Source organism: Silicimonas lutimaris (assembly GCF_047314965.1).
Taxonomy (GTDB): Bacteria; Pseudomonadota; Alphaproteobacteria; order Rhodobacterales; family Rhodobacteraceae; genus JAVJUV01.
The window spans coordinates 181,393-203,275 of record NZ_JBLBVK010000055.1 but is presented as its reverse complement, the minus strand read 5'-3'; the positions used below and the strand labels follow the sequence as shown (position 1 = coordinate 203,275).

Below are 21,883 nucleotides of genomic sequence, written 5' to 3'. Positions count from 1 at the left end.
CCACATGTAATCTTCAAGAGCCGGCCCGCCGCTCTTCGCGCAGCGCCTTTGTCCGTGCGGCATCGGGAATACCGCCCTCCACGATGACGCCGAACAACGACATCGCCTCTTCCGCAGTGTAACGCCCGAGGTTGACATCCTCGGCCACAAGTAAAGGATCGCGATCCAGCGGGTCGCCATAACCGCCACCGCCCGGTGTTCTGACCCTGACGCGGTCGCCTGCCGCCAGCGGGATATCCTGTTCCTTGGACAGATGCTCGGGTACATGCTGCAACCCGCTCTGCCAGACTTCGACCCTGTTCAGTGCGCCGTCTGCTCCGCCGAGGGCACCCTGAGGTCCGAAGCGGCCATGGTCCATCACGAAACTGGCCAGCGCGGTGCCTCTTCTAAGTTCGATCTCGTAGTCCAGTCCGAACCCGCCCCGGTGCCGCCCCGCGCCGCCCGAGCCTTCACGCAGCGCATAGCGACGGTATAGCACCGGAAACGCCTGTTCCATGATCTCGACCGGTGGCGCCTTGGATATGCCGATGGTCGAGCAGCCGTTCGACAGGCCATCATGATCGGAATTTCCGCCATACCCGCCGCCCGAAAGCTGGTACATGACGAAATCCCGCCCACGCTCGGGGTCATGGCCGCCCAGTGCGAAATTTCCACTGGTTCCGGCCGGGGCCGCAGTGACACGGTCGGGCAGGGCATGAACCAGAGCCGCAAAGACGGCCTCGGCAATCCGCTGGCTGACCTCGGCGGCGCACCCCGAAACGGGGCGGGGATAGCGTGCATCAAGAAAAGTCCCCTCGATTCCGGTGATAGTCAGGGGATCGAATGCGCCCGCGCTGATCGGTACTTCGTGGAAGATGTGGCGCATCGCCAGGTAGACGCTCGAAAGCGTCGTGGCCCGGACTGAATTCATGGGACCCCGGCAAGGTGGTGCGGAACCTGTGAAATCGAACGTTGCCTTGTCACCCTCCACGGTCACTGACAGCCTGATGGCAAGGGGCTCGTCCACAACGCCGTCGGAATCCACCCAGGCGACCGACTTGTAGGTGCCGTCGGGAGTGGCGGTCAGGAATGCGCCCATCTGTTCGGCGGCACGTCGGCGAAGTTCCGCGATCGCTTCCGAGACCACGTCATCGCCATAGCGGTCGAGAAGAGCGTTCAGGCGCTCCTCTCCGACCAGCAGCGCCGAGGCCTGAGCCTTGACGTCTCCGATCCGCTGATCCGCCACGCGGATATTGGAGCAGATGATCTGGTATATCTCCTGGTCCATCACGCCGCGCTTGAAGAGTTTCACAGGAGGGAGCCGCAGTCCTTCCTGTTCAACCGCTGTGGCGGAGGCCGAGAAACCGCCCGGCACTGCACCGCCCGTGTCGGGCCAATGCCCGGTGTTGGACAGCCAGCAGTAAATCCTTCCGTTCCGATAAACCGGCCGGGCAAAGCGCACGTCCATCAGGTGCGTTCCACCCAGGTAGGGATCGTTGACGATGTAGATATCGCCCTCTTCGGGCGCCGCCGTGATGCCGGCATTTATCCGTTCGACCAGCTGACGCGTGGAATCCTGCATGGTGCCAACGAAAACCGGCAGGCCGCCCGCGCCCTGAGCGATCAGCGATCCGTCCTCGGCCGAGTAGATGCCGTCCGAGCGGTCGTTCGCCTCGGCGATCACTGGGGAGAAGGCGGCGCGCGAGAAGGTCAGGTCCATCTCGTCACAGACCTGTCCGAGCCCGGCCTGGATGACCGTCAGTGTGATGGGGTCAATGGCCATTGGGTACCTCGACCAGAATGTTTCCCAGCGAGTCGCCCTTGGCGATTTCGCCGGGTTCGATCAGCGTGGTGGTGTCCATCTGCTCGATCAGCGCAGGGCCCTCGATCCATGCGTCCAGGGGCAGGTGGTCGCGCCAATAGACCGGCGCATCGACAGTGCCACTTTCCGTGACTAGGCGCCGTATTCCGGTAACGGCTTCTTCCGACGTTCGCTTTCGGCCGGTTGGGTCGATCAGGCGCGAAAGATCGGCCGCGGTGCGGCGGCCGATGACGCTGGTTGCCACGTTGACGACGTTGGCCTCGATCCTTTCCAGTTCGACCCGGAACCTCTCGTAATAGACCTCCTCGAATGCTGCCTTGATCTCGTGCAGGCTCCAGGCGGGGTCCGGCACTGTGACACGAAGAAGATGCGTTTGTCCCACGAACTGCATGTCGACGGCAAACAGCGTGGAGATCTCCTCCACGCTGACCCGTTCTCCTTCGATCATCGCCCGGCCTCGTGCGGCCTGATCTGCAAAGACCGCCGCCAGATCACCCTCGGCGAGTAAGCGCAAGGGCCGGTTGACGGTCTGCACGAAGTCCTGGCGCAGATCGGCCGCCACACAGCCGATGGCATTCGTAATGCCGGGGCGGGCAGGGACCAGAACCTTTGGGATCGACAGTTCACGGGCGATGGCCGTGGCATGCAGCGGGCCGGCCCCGCCAAAAGCAAACAACGCGAAGTCGCGCGGATCGACCCCAAGCGAAACCGAAACCATCCTGACCGCACCGGCCATTTTGAGGTTCGCCACGCGGATCACCGCAAGTGCTGCCTCCTCGACGCCCAATCCGAGAGGGCGCGCGATCCTGGCGTCGAAGATGTCGTGTACCGTCTCGAGCGTGACGCCGCCGGTCACGGCAAGCCGCTCGGGATCGAGCCGTCCCAAGAGAAGGTTTGCGTCGGAAATCGTCGGATCAATGCCGCCGCGCCCGTAACAGATCGGTCCCGGGTCTGCACCGGCGCTTTCCGGTCCGATTTCCAGAAGTCCCGCTGCATTCACCCTGGCCACCGAACCGCCACCCGCGCCAACGGTGCGAACGTCGACCATCGGCACATGGATCGGCATGGCGTACTCGATCTCGATCTCGTTCGAGACCATGGGCTCGGCATTGCGGATCAGGGCCACATCGGTCGAGGTTCCGCCCATGTCATATGTGATCAGGTTGCGGTGGCCGGCAGCCTTGCCTGTCGCTGCCGCGGCCATCACACCTGAGGCGGGGCCGGACATCACGGTCTTGGCGGCTTCATCGGCCACGCGAGCGGCCGAAACCGTACCGCCGTTTCCGTTCATGACCAACAAGTCGCCGTCGTAGCCGCGCGTCGCAAGTTCATCCTGTAATCTCTTGATATATCGAGCCAGAATCGGCTGAACACTTGCGTTTACTGCCGCGGTCACACCCCGCTCGTATTCGCGGGTTTCTGACAGAAGGGCATGGCCCATCGTGACGTGGTCGGGAAAGAATTCGGACAGAATCTCGCCTGCCTGCTGCTCATGGGCGGGGTTGGCATATGCATGCAGGAAATGCACTACCACTGCCTCGCAGCCTGCGTCTTTGAGGCGTTTTCCAGCGCCGCGGACAGCCTTTTCGTCGAGTGCTGTCACAACCTTGCCGGAGGCGTCCATCCGCTCGGGGACTTCCAGGCGCAGCGTGCGGGGGATGATGGGGCGGAATTCGCCCTTCATGCCATAGGCCTGTGGTCTTGTCCTGCGCCCGAGTTCCAGCACGTCGCGGAAACCTTCGGTCGTCACCAGTCCGGTTCGGGACAGCTTGCGTTCGAGAACGGCATTCGTGGTCGTCGTCGTGCCGTGGACAATCAGATCAACGGCGCCCGGGTCGATTTCTGCCTTCTCGAGGGCTTTGAGAACTCCAAAGGCCTGATTCTCCGGCGTCGAAGGTACTTTGGCGAGCCTTACTGCGCCCGTCTCCGCATCGACTTCGACGAGATCGGTGAACGTGCCACCAACGTCGACACCGACCACCCGTCCCGTACCTTGCTTTGCCATTATCAGTTACGCCTTGTTCCTCGGCGCGATGGTCGGAAGACCCCGGCAAATTGTCAATCGGGCAGACAGTGCGTTTCAGGCTTTTCGCAGAAGCGGAATCATATAGGCTGATCGAGATGCGTGCCCGCCTTACACTGACCGCCGCGAGCCTTGTTTCGCCGGGGACCGCCTTCGCGCATGCTGCGGAAGGCGGCTTCGTTCTTCTTTTGCCGACCGATCTTTACGTAGCCGGTGGTGCTGCAGTCGTCGCTCTGACCGTGATGCTTCTGGCGGTCGCCCCAAGCTGGCGACCTGAGAGGATGCTTCGTCAGTACATCCGCTTGCCCGTGCTGGCGCCGCAGCTGCGTCCGGTTACGCAGATGCTGGCCCTGTTCCTGCTCGCACTGATGCTTTGGGCGGGTGCATGGGGCCCGACAGATCCCCTGCGCAACCCGATGACTTTGGGGCTTTGGACCGTGTTTTGGATTGGCCTCGTGGGAGTGCAGGCGCTGCTATTCGATGTCTGGCGCTGGGTTAACCCTTTTGCCGCAATTTGTCGTCTGACGAGCTTGGTCGTGCCGGCGCCTCCGATGGCTCGTTATAGCCCGAGTGGATGGGCGGCGGTCGTGTTTTTCCTGGCGTTTTCCGGTTTTCTGCTGGCGGACCCGGCTCCCAGCGATCCGCGACGGCTGGCCGTGTTCGCAACCGGCTATCTGATCTTTACCGCAGTTGCCTCGACGATCTACGGCCCGCGCTGGCTTTTGCGCGGGGAGTTCCTGACGGTACTGATGCGCACCTATCGCCAGACGGCACTTGCCGGTGGGCGGGCTATGGGCCCCAATGGCTGGCGAATCCTGCGGATGGGTATGCCCACCTTGGCGCTGGCGGTCTTCATGCTGAATCTCCTGGGCTCGGGCAGTTTCGATGGAGTCAACGAGACCTTCTGGTGGCTGGGCATTCTTGACGTGAACCCGCTTGAGTTTCCGGGCCGTTCGGAACTGATCGCTCCCACGCTGGCTGGATTGCTGACAGTCAATGCGACGTTGATTCTGGCCTATGGAATCTCTATCCGGCTGGGCCTGTCACTGGCGGGTGGAGGCGTGGATTTACTGACCGCGTTCCGGGTCTTCGCACCGTCGATCCTGCCAATCGCGGCAGGCTATCATCTGGCTCATTACATGACCAGTTTTCTTGTGGATGGTCAGCATGTTGTGAGCGTCCTTTCATATATGGTCGGACTCGGAGAGCGCCCTGTAACGACCGGCTTCTTCAACCGCCTCGACATGGTTCGCGTGATCTGGCTGAGCCAGGCTGGCGCGGTCGTGATCGGCCATGTGATCGCAATCCTGGTAGCCCATGCCCTGGCGCTTCGGGTCTTCCCTGATCCGCGCCGCGCGACGCTCAGCCAGTTGCCACTGGCACTGTTCATGGTCGGATATACTGTTTTCGGTCTCTGGCTTCTTGCGGCGCCGAAAGGCGGGTAATTTCAGCAGTTTCGAATCCAGAAAGCATTGGACAGAAGCCACGGCGCTTTGCAAACTCGCGTCAATTCAGGCCAAAGAGCCAACCAACCGGGAGACAACACATGACCAAGTCCACCACCACGCGCCGGGGGGCGCTGAAGACACTGGGGGCGGGTGCCGCGGCAGCGACGACCCTGCCACTTTGGGCGCGTTACACACATGCGCAAAGCGCAGCGCCCATCAAGATCGGTTTCCAGGTTCACCGCACCGGTATCGGCGCGGCTTATGGCCGTTGGTATGATCGGACGACCATGGCCGCCGTGAAGAAGATCAACGACGAGGGTGGCATCAATGGCCGCATGGTCGAGATCGTGGCGGAAGATGACGGCACCGATCCAAAGCGCGGCGCTGAAGTGGTCGAGAAATTCGCCAATCAGCACGGCTGCGATATCGGCTTTGGTACGTTGTTTTCCCACGTGGTGATCGGCTCTGCGCCTGCGGCAGGAGAGTTGAAGCTGCCGTATTTCGTGGTCTCCGAGGGTCATCACGTCGCAAGTGGCATGCTGAACCGCTACACGCTTCAGCCCGGCATCACGGACGTTAAGAGCCAGGTTCAGGCGATGGGGCCCTTCGTGGCGAACACGCTTGGCAAGAAGGTCACGATGATCTTCCCGGACTTCGCCTTCGGCCATGATCACCGTGACTATTTCACACCTGCAGTAGAGGCGGCAGGCGGACAAGTTGTTGCCAAGATCGCGATCCCGCCGACCGAGACGTCTTTCACCAAGTATTTCCCGCAAATTCCGAGAGATACAGAGGTTCTTTACCACGTCATGGTGGGGCCGGCCGTGTTGACCTTTGTCAAGGAGCTGGGTGAATTCTTCGGGCCCTCCGCACCTGCGATGTTTGGCTTCATCGATAGCCTGGAAGCCGTCGACATCTCGTCACCGGGACTCGAATTCCTTGAAGGAAGCTACTTCTGGGAAGGCAACCCGCGTTATGTACAGGCAAACCAGACCGAGTACGACAAGGCCTATCGCGCCGCCGTGGGCGTGGACGACAACGGTGCCTCGATTTCAGACCCTTCGGACGTTTCGACATTTGCTCACATGTTCGGTTGCTGGGAGACGTTGCATACGGTCAAGGCGGCGATGGAGAGCTCCGTCTACGCCGGGCCGGCTGATCGCGGAAAGCTGATCGAGGCCGTAGAGGCCATAACGGATATGCCGGAAGGCTTTGATCACCCGCAAGGCGCAAAAGTCTTCAACGGCAAGACGCACCAGGTCTTCGGTCACCAGTATGTCACGAAGGTCGAAGGGGGACGGCTGAACCTTGTCCACACGACCTCGATCGAGGACACCTTCTATCCCGACGAGGTGGACTACACGACCCAGGCACTTTGAGCTGAACCTGCCATGCCGCAAGGGTTCGCCTTGCGGCATGGGCCAAACTGGCTGGAGAGCCGGAAACGGCGGGATGTGCATGCAAGTCAGAGCGGACATGGCGGACTCTCCGCCGGAACGCGAAGAGATGAATGCGATCCTGCGGGAGTATTACGAGCTGGTGATTGGTAGGCTTGTCGCCGATGGCGGTGTCCCGAGATGACGCCGGATGCGCCGATAGAGGATTTCTGGGCGCATCTGGACGAGTTTCTGCCTCCGCGGGGCCGTTTGGAACTAGCACGGTCCAACGACTGCCGGTTGTTGGGCTGTGGCACTCTCTCGGACATCGGCGACGGTTGCGGCGAGATGAAGCGACTTTTCGTTCGGCCGGAAGCACGAGGTACGGGGTTGGGACGGCGACTTGTGGAAGCAAGGATTGACGAAGCGCGCAAGATGGGGTTGCGGACGCTTCTGGTGGATACGCTCCGCCTCAACGTCGAGATGCGGGCGCCATACGACAAGCTGGGATTTCGAAGAATCCGGGAATATCCGCAAAGCGGCACCATCCGAGGATTTCCGGAACTGGCACCCTACATGATCTTCTTTCAGCTTGATCTGAATTGACAGAATTTGGGAAGAACTCGGCTCAGCTGCCTCGATAGGTCGAATACCCATAGGGCGAAAGTAGCAGTGGTACGTGATAGTGCGCGTCTTCGTTCATGCCGAAGCGAAGAGGAACCTGGTCGAGAAACAAAGGATCGGCTCCGGCCTGGCCCGTGGCGCGCAGGTAGTCGCCGGCAAAAAACACCAGTTCATAAGTACCGGTCGTGAACTTTGCTTCGGGCAGAATGGGCGTATCGGTCCGGCCGTCGGCATTCGTGACCGCCTCTGCGATCTTCTTATGGCTGTTGCCAGATACGCGATAAAGCCAGATTGTCACGCCCTCCGCCGGGCGTCCCATCGCGGTATCGAGTACATGTGTGGAGAGCCAGCCTGCCATTTTGTAACTCCTCTCTTTCATCCCCAGATCACCCGGATTAGACCAAAAGAGCAAGAGTGAGGTGCCCGATGATTGACGCTCCCCGTTATCCCCGTGACATGACCGGTTATGGCGCGACACCGCCCGATGCGAATTGGCCAGGCGGCGCGCGCATCGCAGTCCAGATTGTTCTGAACTACGAAGAAGGCGGCGAGAACAACGTTCTTCACGGAGACGCAGCCTCGGAGGCGTTCCTGTCCGAGATTACCGGAGCGGCGCCTTGGGTCGGTCAGCGGCACTGGAACATGGAATCGATCTATGAATATGGCGCCCGCGCCGGCTTCTGGCGCGTGCACCGGATGCTTAAGGACACGCCGGTCACAGTGTATGGCGTTGCAACCGCTCTGGCACGCGCGCCCGAGCAGGTGGCCGCAATGAAAGCGGCAGGATGGGAGATCGCCTCCCACGGTCTGAAGTGGGTTGAACACAAGGACATGCCCGAGGACGAGGAGCGCGCCCAGATCGCGGAAGCGATCCGTCTGCATGCCGAGGTGACGGGGGAACGCCCTCTGGGGTGGTATACCGGGCGCTGCTCGATGAACACCGTGCGCCTGGTGGCCGAGGAGGGCGGCTTTGCTTATGTCGCCGACACCTACGACGACGATTTGCCCTACTGGAAGCGTGTCGGTGGGCGCGACCAGCTGATCACGCCCTACACGCTGGATTGCAACGACATGCGTTTCGCGATCCAGGCGGGCTATACAGCGGGCGACCAGTTCGAGACCTACATCCGGGACAGTTTCGACACGCTTTATGCCGAGGGTGGCCGCGTCCTTTCGATCGGCCTCCACTGTCGCCTGATTGGCCGTCCGGGGCGCGCCGCGGCCCTGAAGCGGGCGCTGGATTACATGGCCGGACATGACGGCGTCTGGTTCGCCACCCGTCTACAGATTGCCCGTCACTGGGCGGCGACACATCCCGCGCCTGATTTCGAACGACCGTCCGAGATGACGAAAGAACGTTTCGTCGAGGCCTTTGGAGGCATCTTCGAGCATTCGTCGTGGATTGCGGAGCGGGCTTGGGAGCTGGAACTTGGGCCTACCCACGATACGGCGACAGGGGTGCATTCAGCGCTGGCCCGCATCTTCCGCAGGGCCTCGGACGAAGAGCGGCTTGGCGTTCTCCGAGCACACCCCGATCTGGCGGGCAAACTGGCCGCGGCAAAACGACTGACTGCGGAATCCACTGTCGAGCAGGCATCAGCCGGCCTGGATGCCCTGACTGACGAAGAGCGCGCCGCGTTCACCCGGATGAATGAGGAGTATACCGCCAAGCACGGGTTTCCGTTCATCATCGCTGTGAAAGACAATACCAAGGCATCGATCCTCGAAGCCTTTGGTCGGCGTATCGGGCATGACAGTGCTTCGGAGTTCGTCGAGGCGTGCTCTCAGGTCGAGCGGATCGCGGAATTGCGACTGAGAGACTATTTCTCATGAACCGGATCACGATTCAGCGAATGGACGCGGAGGGCTTCGCGCCCTTCGGCGATGTGATCGACACGCAAGGAGAGCCGGACCGGATTATCAACCAGGGGCTTTGCGGGCGCTATCACGATCGGGCAAGGCTGGACTTCTCGGATGGTCGTGCGGGCGTCAGTCTTTTCAAGGCGGAACCGCGCAAGCTTCCGCTGACGCTGGAGATGGTTGAGCGGCATCCCGATGGCTCACAGTGTTTTGTTCCGATGTCGATGCATCCGTTTTTGGTGGTCGTCGCTCCGGATGAGGGTGGCGCTCCGGGGACGCCGATGGCTTTCGAGACATTGCCGGGCCAGGCCGTGAACTTTCACCGGGGTACATGGCATGGTGTCCTCACCCCTCTCTATGAGCCGGGGCTGTTTGCCGTGGTTGACCGGATCGGCGGCGGGGCGAACCTTGAAGAGCATTGGTTCGAAAAGGCATTCCAGGTCGCTTACTGACGGGACTGTGGTCTCCTTCTTCCGGCCGCTCCTGACTTCGTACTTGGCCGTTCGTCGGAAGGATGCCGGATTGTATGTACTCCTAGCGCATAGACCGCTGTGCCTCATCGGGCTACGCTCATCTCGTGCGACCCGCGGAGGACAGGGAATTGCTGGCAACACGGCTTTTTGGCGTAGGGGACATTCGAACGGTAGAGATTCCCGTGCCGAAAGCGTCGTCCGGAGATATCCTTGTAAAGGTTGAAGCGGCCGGTATCTGCGGCACCGATCGGCATCTTTTCAAGGGTGAGTTTCCTTCCGTGCCGGGCACAACCCTTGGTCACGAGTTCTCGGGCATTGTCGTTGATGGGGCAGTAGACGGCCTTCCGTTAGGGAGCAGGGTGACCTGTGATCCGAACACCTGGTGTGGAAAGTGTGAGCACTGCAGGCGCGGTCGTGTGAACCTGTGTTCCGAGAATCTCGCTACAGGTATCGGTCGCGATGGCGGTTTTGCCGAGTATTGCGCATTTCCAGCATCGAAGGCGCATCTTCTTCCGGCTGGACTCGATCCGCTTCACGGCGCCTTTTGCGAACCACTTGCCTGCACGATCCATGGTATGGACCTTGGCGCGGCTAGGCCGGGCGAACGGGTTCTGATTATCGGCGGCGGGGTCATCGGGCTGCTGGCCGTCCAATTGGCCAAGCTTGCTGGCTGTGACGTCATGCTGCTAACGCGCAGTTCTGCCAAACAGGCGCTCGGACGCAAACTGGGCGCACGACTCGTTGCCGGTTCGGAGGCCGAGGCACGGGATCATTGGGCGTCGGGCGCAGACCTCGTGGTCGAATGCGCCGGTGTCGCCGCGACCGTCGTCATGGCACCGAGGTTGGCGCGGTCAGGTGGGCGCGTTGTCGTGCTTGGCGTCCTGCCGAACGGAGAGCAGGTTCCGTTCGAGCCTTTCGATCTTCTCTTTCGCGAGATTCAGCTTCATTTCAGCTTCCTCAATCCCTTCACCCATGAGCGTGCCGCCGCGATGATATCGGAGGGCTCTGTCAATATTGCTGCTCTGGTGACAAGGACAATTTCTCTGCAAGAGGCTCCGAATGTCATTGCATCGGCGGCACCGGAAGGAGAGGTTCGGGCGATTGTCGTCCCGAACGGTTAGACTGATTGGATCGGATTTCGCAACCTGCGACTGACAATAATCGCAAGTCGGGAGCCGAAAACAAGCCATCATTTCGAGGGAGTGCCGGAGCCAAAGATTGAGTTGCCAATACATTGCGTTGAAGCTTCGCTGACCTGCATTGCCGACATGCCTGGCCGACGTTCAACTGACAAAGGAGCTTGTGCCGCTCGGGTTGCGTACGTTGCGTACGGATCTCATGGAAGGCAGTACTCGCGGGCGCTACGCTCACGTCAATCGGTCGACGGATGTCAAAGGCGGAACATCATGATGATTGCCGTTTGATCCATCTCAATGACAATATGGGGTCCAAAGATCGAACTGGGTTACAACTTCGACACGTGCCCACTTCGATCAGCGTGTCTATGATATGACGCAGAGGTGAGAATAGTGACGGAACCGCAAACAGGGCAGCATGCCGAGGTTTTGCGGATTTGCGAGTCCTATGGAAGTGATCCCAAACGGATGCTCGACATCCTGCGAGATCTCCAAGATCGCTTCCGTCATATCTCTCGGGATACGATTAAGACGGTGGCGCGTCATACGGGACTTTCCGAGATTGCGGTCGAAGGCGTTGTGAGCTTTTACGCATTCCTTTCTTCCGAACCCAAAGGACGCGTCACGATCCGGCTTTGCGACGACATTGTGGATCGCTTTGCTGGGCTTTCCGCTGTCGCCGCGGCTTTTGAAAAGTCACTTGGAATAAGTGTGGACGAAACGTCGCCGGATGGTGCCTTCTCACTCGAATATACACCTTGCATCGGAATGTGTGACCAGGCACCTGCGGCGATGATAAACGACATCGTCCTAACGGCGCTTACGCCTGAAAAGGCATCTGAAATTTGCGACGCACTCAAAAGGGGCATGCGCCCTGAGGACCTAGTTTCTCACCGTTTCGATGATCTCACGCCGCGCGAGCGCGTCGGCCGGATGGTCGAGAACAACATCCGGCATGCAGGGCCAGTACTTCTCGGAAACGTGCAGCACGATGCAGGACTAAAGAAGGCGCTGGAGATTCTTCCGTCTCAAGTCATAGACGCAATCGAGGTCAGCGGTCTGCGTGGGTGCGGCGGCGCCGGGTTCACGACCGGGCGGAAGTGGCGCTTTGCTTCCGAGACTGACGCGGAACGGCGTGTGGTCATCTGCAATGCGGATGAAGGGGAACCCGGAACCTTCAAGGATCGAGTGCTCCTTACAGAGCGACCGCATCTTTTGGTCGAGGGGATGACAATCGCGGCCCGTGCCATCGGTTCAAGAGAGGGAATTATCTACCTACGGGGAGAATACGTCTATCTCCGCGAGCTCATCGAGGAAGTTCTGAGCGATCGTCGATCGCGCGGTCTTCTGGGTGAGACGATTATGGGCGTTTCGGGTTTTGACTTCGACGTCCGATTGCAGTTGGGGGCAGGTGCCTACATCTGTGGTGAAGAGGGTGCGCTTATCAGCTCGTGCGAGGGCCTGCCTGGCGAACCGAAAACACGGCCTCCGTTCCCCGTCACGCGCGGGTATCTGGGTTTTCCGACTGTCGTGAACAATGTCGAGACATTCTGCCACGCTGCCCGGATTCTCGATCGGGGGGCAAGGTGGTTTTTCGACATGGGCACCGAGGGCAGTCACGGAACGAAACTCTTCAGTGTCTCCGGAGATTGCCTAAATCCCGGGATTTACGAATTGCCCTACGGTCTTACTGTCCGCCAGTTGCTGGAGATGGCTGGCGGCGAAGAGGCGGCGGCTGTCCTGGTCGGCGGGCCGAGTGGCACTATGATCGGGCGTGACTCTTTCGATCGTAAACTTACCTTCGACGATCTTGCGACCGGCGGAGCCGTCCTCGTCTTTTCCCGGGACAGAAATATCCTTGAGATTGTCGAGTACTACATGTCGTTCTTCGTGCATGAGAGTTGTGGCTATTGCACGCCGTGCCGGGTTGGAAACGTCTTCCTGCAAAAGGCGGTGGCCAAGTTTCGCAGTGGCCTGGCCAACCCCGCAGACATCGATTACCTGCGCGATCTTTCCAGCACGATCATTGAGACCAGCCGCTGCGGCCTCGGAATGACTTCTCCCAATCCAATCCTTTCGACACTGGACAATTTTCCGTTGGTTTATTCGGCTATGGTCAAGCCGTCGAAAGATCGAATCCGGGCGACCTTCGATATCCAGTCCGCAATTGCGGATGCCCGCCACCTTGCCAAGAGGCGATCCTACATTTTTGACAAGGACTTTGGTGAATGAGCAGTTTCAGCTTTTCGATAGACGGCATGGAGATTGAGGCCACATCGGGCCAGACCATCATGGATGCCGCGGATGAGGCTGGCATCTACATACCCCGCCTCTGTGATCATGAAGGGCTTCGCCATCAGGGAAGCTGCCGGGTCTGCACTGTCAAAGCCAATGGACGCAGCGTCTCGGCTTGCACGCAGCCGGCAGAACCCGGTCTGCAGGTCGAAAACGAGTCACCGCATATCAGCAAGCTCCGCCGCGACCTTGTCGAGATGTTGTTTCACGAGGGCAACCACCTTTGCCCGATCTGCGAAGCCAGCGGAAATTGCGAGTTGCAGGCAATGGCCTACCGGCTCGACATGACGGCACCGACCAAGTTCCCTTATCTGGAACCTTGCCGTCCGTTGGATGCCTCACATCCGGATATCGCTCTCGATACGAACAGATGCATTTCCTGCGGGCGGTGCATCCGCGCCTCACAGGACGTCGATGGCAAAGGCGTTTTTGGTTATGTTGGCCGAGGCATTCACCGCCATGTCGCCGCGAATGGGCCCAACCTTGCGGAGACCAATGCTGAGGTGACCGATTTCGCCATGTCAGAGGAAGTCTGCCCGGTGGGGTGCATCATCCGCAAGCGAGAGGGTTTCAAGACACCCATCGGTGAGCGGGAGTTCGACAAGGGCCTGATCGGTGACAAGATCAACGGGAAACGCAATGGGTGAGTTGCCAAAAGCCCGCATAGCCACTGCGTCGCTCGCCGGCTGCTTTGGTTGTCACATGGCACTGCTGGATATCGACGAACGGCTCATCGAACTCTTGAAGCACGTCGAATTCGACAGGTCACCGCTGACCGACATCAAGCGATTTACGCGAAGGTGCGATATCGGGATCATAGAAGGCGGCTGCTGCAACGAGGAAAACGTTCATGTACTTCAGGATTTTCGCCGGAACTGCGATGTGCTGATCGGAATCGGGCAGTGCGCCATCATGGGCGGGCTGCCCGCAATGCGAAATGCCATCATGCATTCGGATGCGCCCCTGCGCGAGTGTCTGGAGGAGGCGTACATAAATGGACGGTACATCCGGAACATGACCCACAACATCCCCAACGATCCTGCGTTGCCGCTCTTGCTGGATGAGGTTTATGCCTGTTCGGAAGTGGTCGAGATGGATTTTCAAATTCCGGGATGCGCGCCAACCGGAGATGTTATTTTCGAGACCTTGAGTGGTTTGCTTGCGGGAAAGTTCCGGGGCTTCGAAAGGCAGAGAATCCGGTTTGATTGATGCGCCGCCATCTATGGAGTTCTGAGCAATGGCAGAACCACGACTGATCGAGATCTCGCCCGTGACGCGGGTCGAAGGCCATGGGAAGGTCACGATCCATCTCGACCGGGACGGTCAGGTCGACGAGGCGCGTCTCCACATTGTCGAGTTTCGCGGGTTCGAGCGGTTCATTCGCGGACGGCTTCTTTGGGAAGTCCCGGTCATTGTTCAGCGGCTCTGCGGAATCTGTCCAGTCAGCCATCATCTGGCTGCAGCGAAGGCCATGGATGTGATCTGCGGCGTCGATGAATTGCCGCCAACGGCTGAAAAGATGCGGAGGCTGATGCACTACGGGCAAGTCATGCAAAGTCACGTTCTGCATTTCTTTCATCTCGCGGCTCCGGATTTTTTGTTCGGTTTTGGGGCGCCGGCGGAAAAACGGAACATCTTCGAGGTCATCCGCGAACAGCCGGAGCTCGGCCGCCGTGCGATCCTGATGAGGAAGTTCGGGCAGGACATCATCGAAGCGACTGCTGGCAAGAAGATTCACGGCACTGGAGCAATTCCCGGTGGAATCAACCGCAACCTGCCAATCGAAACACGAGACGCGCTTCTGCGGGACCTGGCGGACATGGAAAGCTGGGCGCAGGACGCGGTAGGTCTTGCCCGTGACTACACACACGAACACGCGGAAATGGTGGGAAAATTCGCGGCGTTTCCATCGAGCTATATGTCTCTTGTTCGACCGGACGACGGTGCGCTGGACCTGTATGATGGAAATCTCCGCGCGCTCGATGCGTCCGGAAAACCCATCTTCGACCAGATTCCGTATGACCGGTATCATGAATTTCTCGTCGAGGATGTCAGGTCCTGGTCCTACATGAAGTTTCCGTTCATCAAGGAGCTCGGTCCCGACACAGGTTGGTATCGTGTCGGCCCACTGGCGCGTATGAACACGGCCAGCATGATCGATACGCCTTTGGCCAACGATGCGCGGAACGAGTTGATGTGCTCGGATGGCGGGATCACCAATGCGATTTTGTCGAACCACTGGGCGCGCATGATCGAAGTGCTGCATTGCATCGAGAAGATCGGCGAACTCCTTAACGATCCTGACCTTCAGGGCACGGAACTTAAGGCTACCGGAGAGCGCCGGGAAGAAGGCATCGGGGTGATCGAAGCGCCCCGCGGTAACCTTATCCATCACTACCAAGTCGACGAAAACGATCAGGTCACCTACTGCAACCTGATCGTGTCTACGACCCACAACAACGAGGGAATGAACCGCGCCGTCAAAGACGTGGCTGTCAAACAGTTGTCCGGTCAAAAAGAGATCACCGAGGGGATGCTGAACCAGGTCGAGGTCGCGATAAGGGCCTATGATCCCTGCCTGTCGTGCGCAACACACGCGCTGGGACAGATGCCGTTGCAGGTCGAACTGGTCGATGCCGCCGGCGCGGTAATTGACTGCAAAACGCGGGATGCGGGATGCACCTGATCGGCTACGGAAATCCGGGACGCTGTGACGATGGACTCGGGCCGGCATTCGCAGCGCGAATTGCTGATCGAAGTCTGGCTGGCCTGAAAGTCTTGACGGATTACCAGCTTACTGTCGACCACGCGCTGAAAATCGCGGAGGCAAGGCAGGTCGTTTTCGTTGATGCGTTGATGGGCGACCCGGCCCCTTTTCGGTTCACGCGGGTCGGGCCATCCATAACAAGCGATTTGTCGAGCCATAGCTTGGCTCCGGAATCTGTTTTGGCGCTTGCCAGAACGCTGTTTTCTGCGGAACCCCCAGCCTATGTGCTCGGCATATCGGGCCGGGAGTTCGGCAAGATCCGTGAGGGGCTGAGCCGGGAGGCCGAGGAAAACCTCCGGTTGGCTGAAGCATTTTTTCTTGGTTGGCATGAGAACCAGGACTCTGAAGGTGCGGCCGCCGCTTGCGTCGATGCAGAGATTTCGCTCCAAGAGCCGTATTGGGGCTAATTGAAGTGTCGGAGCCTGGAAGCGCAGTCGCCTGTCCCGGTTTCGTGAGAAGTGGTTGTGTCCGAGGAGTGCCTTGCCAGGGGCAGGCCGAGCCCCACCGTCGGCTGTAAATATTTGTTCATCGCATAACTCTTACCGTTTTCTTGTGAGTAGCTTGTGGTCCGGATCTGAATTTTGCGTAGCTCGACAGCACCAATTTCAATCGTTCGCCGCATCTAGTGCATGTTCGCCAGATCCCAAGCATCATCCCGGCGATACCTTCAGCGTCTGTGTGGGAGGGGACGCACATCCAATCGAAACGCCCCATCATCTCCAGTTTTTGGGTGGCACCGAAGCTATTGAGGCGGGCGGAGTCGGCGGATAAATGAAGCCGCGCGTTCGAGCCTCCAACTTTGGGGAAAATAAACAGGAATATGAGCAATCCTCTCTATGACGCACTCTTCGCTCCACATGAAGGGCGCGACACAGTCTTTCTGCACCTTCCGGATGGCAGTTCTGTCAGCCATTCGGAATTTCTTGCGGAAGCCAACCAGATGGCGAACGCGCTGAGGACCTTGGGTGTTCAGGCTGGTGACCGGGTGGCTGTACATGTTCAGAAGTCTCCTCAAGCGCTTGCGCTTTATGCGGCCTGTTTAAAGTCAGGTGTCGTATTCCTGCCTTTGAACACGGCGTATACTCCAAAGGAGCTGGAGTATTTCGTAGGTGACAGTCAGGCGGCAGTTTTTTTTCTGCGATCCCGCTGAGGCCGCCGATCTGACGCCCATCGCCGAGGCCTCTGGTTGTCTGCTTGAAACTTTGGCGTCGGACGGAAGCGGGTCCTTTTCTGTTCTTTCGGCAGACCAACCCGCGACTTTTCCTGCAGTTGACAGAGAAGAGGGCGACCTCGCGGCCCTCCTTTATACCTCCGGCACGACGGGTCGCTCCAAAGGTGCCATGCTGACCCCAAAAAAACCTCCTTTCGAATGCGGAAGCTCTCACGGAAGTCTGGAGATTCACGGACCAGTACGTCCTTGTGCATGCTCTGCCGATATTCCACAGTCAGGGCCTGTTCGTTGCGACGAACGTGATGCTACTGGCCGGCGGGTCCATGATCTTCCTGCCAAAGTTTGATCTGGACGAAATCCTCGCAGCTATGCCCTCCGCAACTTCGATGGTGGGAGTGCTGACGTTCTATACTCGTCTTCTTGATGATCCCCGGTTCACCCGTGAATGCGTCGGGCATATGAGGCTTTACATATCCGGTTCGGCACCGCTGCTGGCCGAAACGCACGAGCGCTTTACCGCCCGTACAGGACATCGCATTCTAGAACGCTACGGTATGACTGAGACCAGCATGAATACGTCGAATCCATACGACGGAGAACGACGCGCGGGCACGGTCGGCGTCCCGCTGCCGGGAGTTGAAGTCAAGGTTTGCAGTCCAGAAACGGATGAGGAGTTACCCGAGGCGAAATCGGCGTTCTTTGGGTCAGGGTCGCGAACGTCTTCAAGGGCTACTGGCGGATGCCTGAGAAAACAAAGGAAGAGCTGCGTGAAGACGGCTTTTTCATTACAGGTGATTTGGCGCGCGTAGACGAGGACGGTTACATAGCAATTGTCGGACGTGGAAAAGACCTTATCATCTCTGGCGGATACAACATCTATCCGAAAGAAATCGAGTTGTTTCTCGACGCCCAGACTGGCGTCATGGAAAGCGCGGTGATTGGTGTCCGGCATCCGGACTTCGGGGAGTCCGTCGTAGCCATCCTTGTTCCCGAAAAAGGTGTGTCACTCGATCTGGCGCGTATAGAGGCGGCGACGAAAAAGGATTTGGCAGGTTTTATGCGCCCACGACTATTCGATGTGGTTGCGGAACTGCCTCGCAACACCATGGGAAAAGTCCAAAAGAACGAGTTGAGAGAGAAACATGCTGAAGTGTTCGGAGGGAGGGCAGGGTAGTGTCGGCCCCTTTGGTCTCTCGCACACGGTGCCTGTGAACATTTCGATTTTATGCCGCAGCCTCTACTCGTAGCCGGCGCAGCCGGGCACGGTGTGCGCCTTCGATGTGCGCGCGCATGCAGCTTTCAGCGGCGTCGGCGTCGCGAGCGCGCAGCGCAGAAACGATTTCAGCGTGTTCTGCTATTGCTTTTGCTGCACGGTCACCTTCCTCAATGGTCGACGGTCCGAGGATCAGCAGCGTTTTTTGAACTGCTTCGACCGATTTGACGAGAAACCGGTTCCTTGCTGCATTCAGGATCACGTTGTGAAACTGTCGGTTTGCCTCGGAGAGTTTTGCGGTATCGACAGCTAAGCGCATTTCTTCGTTGATGACCTCAAGTTCGGTCAACTCAACCTCGGATGCGGCGCGGGCGGCAAAGCGCGCCGCAGTTCCCTCGAGCACTGTGCGCATCTCGTAAAGCTCTGTGATTTCGGAATAATCCAGTATTCGTACAGTTGCTCCGATCCGCGGTTGATGACTGACGAGTCCGTCCGATTCCAGCTGTCGGATTGCCTCGCGGATCGGGGTTCGCGAGATGCCAAGACGGTTTGCGAGGTCGGTTTCGACGAGGCGGTCTCCTGGCCTGAGAGAACCGACGCAGATGGCGGAAATCAGTCTTTCATAAGCATCGCGGCCTTGGCGGGTTTCGCTTGGGTTGGGGCATCTCGACATTGATCTTACCCTGCTTGTCCATTATTGTATACAACTGAATACATCTGAATTCAATCCTGGAGACAGGCTCGGATAATGGCCTTGAGTTCGAAGACCGTCAAAAGGCTTTTGACCCTGGCACTTGCCGCAGTTGGAACATTTGTCTTCTGGATGGCTTCATTCCCGCTTCCATTCTTGTTCGGGCCAATGTTCGCATGCCTCGTCGCGGCGCTTCTGGGGGCTCCCCTCGTCGGTGTGGGGCAGGTCGGCGTCGGAATGCGGACAATTCTGGGCGTTGCTGTGGGTGCTTCCTTCACGCCTGATGTACTTGAGCGGTTGCCACAGATGGCGGCTTCAGTAGCCCTTGTTCCTGTTTACGTTGCACTGATCGGACTTGTTGGTGTGCCCTTTTTTCGGAGGATCTACAGGTTCGACTGGGTAACTTCCTGGTATGCCGCAATGCCGGGCGGATTGCAGGACATGGTAGTTTTTGGTCAGGAGGCGGGAGGCGACGTCCGTGCACTTTCGCTGATCCACGCTACTCGCGTTCTAATAATCGTCACTCTCGCGCCAATCATCTTGACTCAGGGATTTGGCGTGTCGCTGGACAGCCCGATAGGCACGCCAGCCGATGAGTTGCCTTTGCATGAGCTTCTTTTCATGGGTGTCGCCGCATTGATTGGCTGGAAAGGAGGTGAGCGGATCGGCTTGTTTGGAGCCTCAATCCTTGGTCCAATGATTTTGACCGGACTCCTCTCCCTGATTGGGGTCATTCACTTTCGCCCACCTGCCGAAGCCATTCTTGCCGCACAGTTCTTCATCGGTCTGAGCATTGGGATAGGCTATGTTGGGGTGACGCTTCATGAACTCAAACGTGATGTTCTGGCGGGTATCATATTTGTGTTGATGCTGGCCGCACTTGCAGCCTTGGTGACCGAATTCGTGTTCGTCTTGGGATTGGCCCCGCCCGTCGACGGGTTTCTAGCGTTTGCGCCCGGCGGTCAGGCAGAGATGACGGTGCTTGCCATAATCGTTGGGGCGGATCTCGGTTACGTCATCGTGCATCATCTCACGCGGGTGGTGCTCGTGATCCTCGGTGCCCCGGTCGTGGCGCGATTGCTCCGCGTTCGGGAGCGTGATGAAGGAGCCTAATGTGAATTTTACGACGCGCCCGGAACTTAAGGGCACTTTTGGCATGGTGGCCTCGACGCATTGGATTGCTTCGGCCGTCGGTATGAAGCTCCTGGAGGCGGGGGGAACGGCGGCGGATGCAGCCGTCGGAATGGCTTTTGTTCTAAACGTGGTCGAACCGCACCTGAACGGTCCGTTGGGCGACATGCCTGCAATGGTCTGGCCGGTCGAGGCAGGTGCGCCTAAAGTCTATTGCGGTCAGGGGACGGCTCCGGCGCGCGCAACGATTGCGCATTATCGCTCCGAGGGACTTGAGGTCGTCCCGGGGTCCGGACTTCTGGCAACGGTCGTCCCCGGCGCTTTCGACGCACTAATGCTGATGCTTCGCGATCATGGACGGCTTTCGCTACGAGATGTTATGGAACCCGCCATCCATTATGCAAGGGCCGGCCATCCGATGCTGCCGCGCGTTTCGGCAGAGATTGCCGAACTCGCCGGAGTCTTCCGCGATGAATGGCCTACCTCGGCGCCTGTCTGGCTGCCTGGCGGAAATGTACCGGAGGCGGGTGAACTTTTCTGCAATCCGGCGCTGGCCGACTTTTGGGGGCGGCTTCTGAGCGAGGCCGAATCCGCAAAAGGGGGACGTGAGGCTGTAATAGAAGCCGCCCGGACGGCGTTCTACGAAGGGTTCGTGGGAGAGGCCGTCGACGCCTTCATGGCGAATGCCTGCGTAATCGATTCTACCGGTGTGCGGCGCAAGGGTGTCCTGTCTGGCGATGACATGGCACGCTGGCGTGCGACAGTGGAAGCTCCCGTTTCCGCGGAAACGCATGGCGCAACCGTTTGGAAGTGCGGGCCATGGACGCAAGGCCCGGCCCTTTTGCAGGCCCTAAGACTGCTGGAGAACGATCCAATCGGGAGTTTCGATCCGAACGGCGATCAATTCGTGCATCTAGCTACGGAAGCACTGAAACTCGCGTTTGCAGATCGTGAATCCTACTATGGTGACCCGTACCACTCTTCAATTCCCATCGACACCCTTCTTTCAAGTGAATACGCCCGGAATCGGCGGTCTGAGATCGGCGAGATGGCTTCGCGGGACCAATGTCCTGGTTTGATTCCTGGTCTTGAGTGTCAAGCGAAGGCGTTTGTACAGCGAGCGGCGCGCGTGACCGTGCAAGACGCTGGCATCGGAACCGGTGAACCGACCATGGCGCACCTTACCAACCAGGATAGAGACACAGTCCATATCGATGTGATCGATCAGTGGGGCAATGCGGTATCGGCTACTCCATCGGGAGGGTGGCTGAAATCCAATCCGGTCATCCCGGGCCTTGGTGTTCCGTTGAACAGCCGCGCGCAGATGTTCTGGCTGGATGAAGGTCTCCCAACTTCGCTGGCACCACTTCGGCGCCCTCGCACGACGCTCTCGCCGTCGATGGCGAGATTGACAGATGGAACGCGCCTTGCTTTTGGCACGCCCGGGGGAGATCAGCAGGACCAGTGGCAGCTGACCTTCTTGCTGAGACTGCTACACCACGGCTTGAATCTTCAGGAAGCCATAGATGCGCCGTTGTTCCACACAGAGCATCTTCAATCGAGTTTCTTCCCCCGTCGCACGAGGCCGGGACATTTGCTTGTTGAGCCATCCATGGGAGACGGCACCATTCAACGATTGAGGAATCGCGGTCACGAAGTCGAGGTTAGTGAGCCCTGGTCGGCGGGCCGATTGACGGCTGCGAGCCGGCGCCCGGATGGCTTACTGAAAGCGGCCGCAACGCCCCGACTGATGCAGGCCTATGCAATAGGCCGCTGATCTTCCAGTTGAGACCTGAGCATCACAGGAAAAATTGCTTTGGAGTTTTGGCACCCATCTGATTTCGGTTGGCTGAGGCTGGCGAAGAGGTCATGCA

17 protein-coding genes and 1 pseudogene are annotated in these 21,883 nt (G+C 59.0%); 14 read left to right on the top strand and 4 right to left on the bottom strand.

Features of this window, described 5'->3' with window-relative positions; all coding sequences use genetic code 11:
• Nucleotides 1-13 precede the first annotated feature (13 nt).
• Nucleotides 14-1,762 carry a hydantoinase B/oxoprolinase family protein gene (locus ACKLNI_RS16920; protein ID WP_413720265.1) on the bottom strand — a complete coding sequence of 583 codons (1,749 nt, stop codon included), beginning with the start codon at nt 1,760-1,762 and terminating at the stop codon, nt 14-16.
• Entirely contained in the window at nt 1,752-3,806 is a 2,055-nt protein-coding gene (locus ACKLNI_RS16915) for a hydantoinase/oxoprolinase family protein (RefSeq protein WP_413720264.1), read from the bottom strand. The genes ACKLNI_RS16920 and ACKLNI_RS16915 overlap by 11 nt, the downstream gene beginning before the upstream one ends.
• Nucleotides 3,807-3,922: 116 nt before the next feature.
• Here ACKLNI_RS16915 and ACKLNI_RS16910 point away from each other — a divergent pair, with 116 nt between their 5' ends.
• The 3 genes from ACKLNI_RS16910 to ACKLNI_RS16900 all read left to right on the top strand — a co-directional run bounded on the left by ACKLNI_RS16910 (nt 3,923) and on the right by ACKLNI_RS16900 (nt 7,254).
• Complete coding sequence (locus tag ACKLNI_RS16910; RefSeq protein WP_413720263.1) at nt 3,923-5,269, top strand: hypothetical protein; 1,347 nt, start codon at nt 3,923-3,925, stop codon at nt 5,267-5,269.
• A gap of 101 nt (nt 5,270-5,370) precedes the next feature.
• Nucleotides 5,371-6,651 (top strand): ABC transporter substrate-binding protein, encoded by a 1,281-nt coding sequence (locus tag ACKLNI_RS16905; protein ID WP_413720262.1) that lies wholly within the window; start codon nt 5,371-5,373, stop codon nt 6,649-6,651.
• Nucleotides 6,652-6,849: 198 nt separating this feature from the next.
• A complete protein-coding gene (locus ACKLNI_RS16900; protein WP_413720261.1) occupies nt 6,850-7,254 on the top strand; it encodes a GNAT family N-acetyltransferase in 405 nt (134 codons plus the stop codon).
• A 22-nt stretch (nt 7,255-7,276) separates the two neighbouring features.
• Here the strand turns inward: ACKLNI_RS16900 and uraH are convergent, their stop codons facing one another.
• Nucleotides 7,277-7,630 (bottom strand): hydroxyisourate hydrolase, encoded by a 354-nt coding sequence (uraH, locus tag ACKLNI_RS16895; RefSeq protein ID WP_413720260.1) that lies wholly within the window; start codon nt 7,628-7,630, stop codon nt 7,277-7,279.
• Between the two features lie 68 nt (nt 7,631-7,698).
• Here uraH and puuE point away from each other — a divergent pair, with 68 nt between their 5' ends.
• The 9 genes and pseudogenes from puuE (at nt 7,699) to ACKLNI_RS16850 (ending at nt 18,148) form a co-directional block, all read left to right on the top strand.
• A complete protein-coding gene (gene puuE, locus ACKLNI_RS16890) occupies nt 7,699-9,105 on the top strand; it encodes an allantoinase PuuE (protein WP_413720259.1) in 1,407 nt (468 codons plus the stop codon).
• Complete coding sequence (locus ACKLNI_RS16885) at nt 9,102-9,584, top strand: ureidoglycolate lyase (protein ID WP_413720258.1); 483 nt, start codon at nt 9,102-9,104, stop codon at nt 9,582-9,584. Before puuE ends, ACKLNI_RS16885 begins: the two co-directional genes overlap by 4 nt.
• 203 nt (nt 9,585-9,787) lie before the next feature.
• Entirely contained in the window at nt 9,788-10,726 is a 939-nt protein-coding gene (locus ACKLNI_RS16880) for an alcohol dehydrogenase catalytic domain-containing protein (protein ID WP_413720257.1), read from the top strand.
• Between the two features lie 408 nt (nt 10,727-11,134).
• Entirely contained in the window at nt 11,135-12,973 is a 1,839-nt protein-coding gene (locus ACKLNI_RS16875; protein WP_413720256.1) for an NAD(P)H-dependent oxidoreductase subunit E, read from the top strand.
• Nucleotides 12,970-13,683 (top strand): 2Fe-2S iron-sulfur cluster-binding protein, encoded by a 714-nt coding sequence (locus ACKLNI_RS16870; RefSeq protein WP_413720255.1) that lies wholly within the window; start codon nt 12,970-12,972, stop codon nt 13,681-13,683. The genes ACKLNI_RS16875 and ACKLNI_RS16870 overlap by 4 nt, the downstream gene beginning before the upstream one ends.
• Nucleotides 13,676-14,245, top strand: coding sequence for an NADH-quinone oxidoreductase subunit B family protein (locus tag ACKLNI_RS16865; protein WP_413720254.1), 570 nt, complete (start codon nt 13,676-13,678; stop codon nt 14,243-14,245). The genes ACKLNI_RS16870 and ACKLNI_RS16865 overlap by 8 nt, the downstream gene beginning before the upstream one ends.
• A gap of 28 nt (nt 14,246-14,273) precedes the next feature.
• Nucleotides 14,274-15,722 (top strand): Ni/Fe hydrogenase subunit alpha, encoded by a 1,449-nt coding sequence (locus ACKLNI_RS16860; protein WP_413720253.1) that lies wholly within the window; start codon nt 14,274-14,276, stop codon nt 15,720-15,722.
• Nucleotides 15,713-16,210, top strand: a complete 498-nt coding sequence (locus ACKLNI_RS16855) for a hydrogenase maturation protease (protein ID WP_413720252.1) — start codon at nt 15,713-15,715, stop codon at nt 16,208-16,210. The genes ACKLNI_RS16860 and ACKLNI_RS16855 overlap by 10 nt, the downstream gene beginning before the upstream one ends.
• A gap of 413 nt (nt 16,211-16,623) precedes the next feature.
• Nucleotides 16,624-18,148: pseudogene (locus ACKLNI_RS16850) on the top strand (malonate--CoA ligase).
• A 49-nt stretch (nt 18,149-18,197) separates the two neighbouring features.
• Here the strand turns inward: ACKLNI_RS16850 and ACKLNI_RS16845 are convergent.
• A complete protein-coding gene (locus ACKLNI_RS16845; protein WP_413720251.1) occupies nt 18,198-18,860 on the bottom strand; it encodes a GntR family transcriptional regulator in 663 nt (220 codons plus the stop codon).
• Between the two features lie 75 nt (nt 18,861-18,935).
• On the opposite strand from ACKLNI_RS16845, the gene ACKLNI_RS16840 reads away from it, so the two are divergent.
• Nucleotides 18,936-19,991 (top strand): AbrB family transcriptional regulator, encoded by a 1,056-nt coding sequence (locus ACKLNI_RS16840; protein WP_413720250.1) that lies wholly within the window; start codon nt 18,936-18,938, stop codon nt 19,989-19,991.
• A 1-nt stretch (nt 19,992) separates the two neighbouring features.
• Nucleotides 19,993-21,786 carry a gamma-glutamyltransferase family protein gene (locus tag ACKLNI_RS16835; RefSeq protein ID WP_413720249.1) on the top strand — a complete coding sequence of 598 codons (1,794 nt, stop codon included), beginning with the start codon at nt 19,993-19,995 and terminating at the stop codon, nt 21,784-21,786.
• The last annotated feature ends 97 nt before the right edge of the window (nt 21,787-21,883 follow it).

Coding starts and splice junctions, on each gene's coding strand:
- ACKLNI_RS16920 (WP_413720265.1), bottom strand. CDS start 1,762: ATGGCCATTGACCCCATCACACTGACGGTCATCCAGGCCGGGCTCGGA.
- ACKLNI_RS16915 (WP_413720264.1), bottom strand. CDS start 3,806: ATGGCAAAGCAAGGTACGGGACGGGTGGTCGGTGTCGACGTTGGTGGC.
- ACKLNI_RS16910 (WP_413720263.1), top strand. CDS start 3,923: ATGCGTGCCCGCCTTACACTGACCGCCGCGAGCCTTGTTTCGCCGGGG.
- ACKLNI_RS16905 (WP_413720262.1), top strand. CDS start 5,371: ATGACCAAGTCCACCACCACGCGCCGGGGGGCGCTGAAGACACTGGGG.
- ACKLNI_RS16900 (WP_413720261.1), top strand. CDS start 6,850: ATGACGCCGGATGCGCCGATAGAGGATTTCTGGGCGCATCTGGACGAG.
- uraH (WP_413720260.1), bottom strand. CDS start 7,630: ATGGCAGGCTGGCTCTCCACACATGTACTCGATACCGCGATGGGACGC.
- puuE (WP_413720259.1), top strand. CDS start 7,699: ATGATTGACGCTCCCCGTTATCCCCGTGACATGACCGGTTATGGCGCG.
- ACKLNI_RS16885 (WP_413720258.1), top strand. CDS start 9,102: ATGAACCGGATCACGATTCAGCGAATGGACGCGGAGGGCTTCGCGCCC.
- ACKLNI_RS16870 (WP_413720255.1), top strand. CDS start 12,970: ATGAGCAGTTTCAGCTTTTCGATAGACGGCATGGAGATTGAGGCCACA.
- ACKLNI_RS16865 (WP_413720254.1), top strand. CDS start 13,676: ATGGGTGAGTTGCCAAAAGCCCGCATAGCCACTGCGTCGCTCGCCGGC.
- ACKLNI_RS16860 (WP_413720253.1), top strand. CDS start 14,274: ATGGCAGAACCACGACTGATCGAGATCTCGCCCGTGACGCGGGTCGAA.
- ACKLNI_RS16855 (WP_413720252.1), top strand. CDS start 15,713: ATGCACCTGATCGGCTACGGAAATCCGGGACGCTGTGACGATGGACTC.
- ACKLNI_RS16845 (WP_413720251.1), bottom strand. CDS start 18,860: ATGTCGAGATGCCCCAACCCAAGCGAAACCCGCCAAGGCCGCGATGCT.
- ACKLNI_RS16840 (WP_413720250.1), top strand. CDS start 18,936: ATGGCCTTGAGTTCGAAGACCGTCAAAAGGCTTTTGACCCTGGCACTT.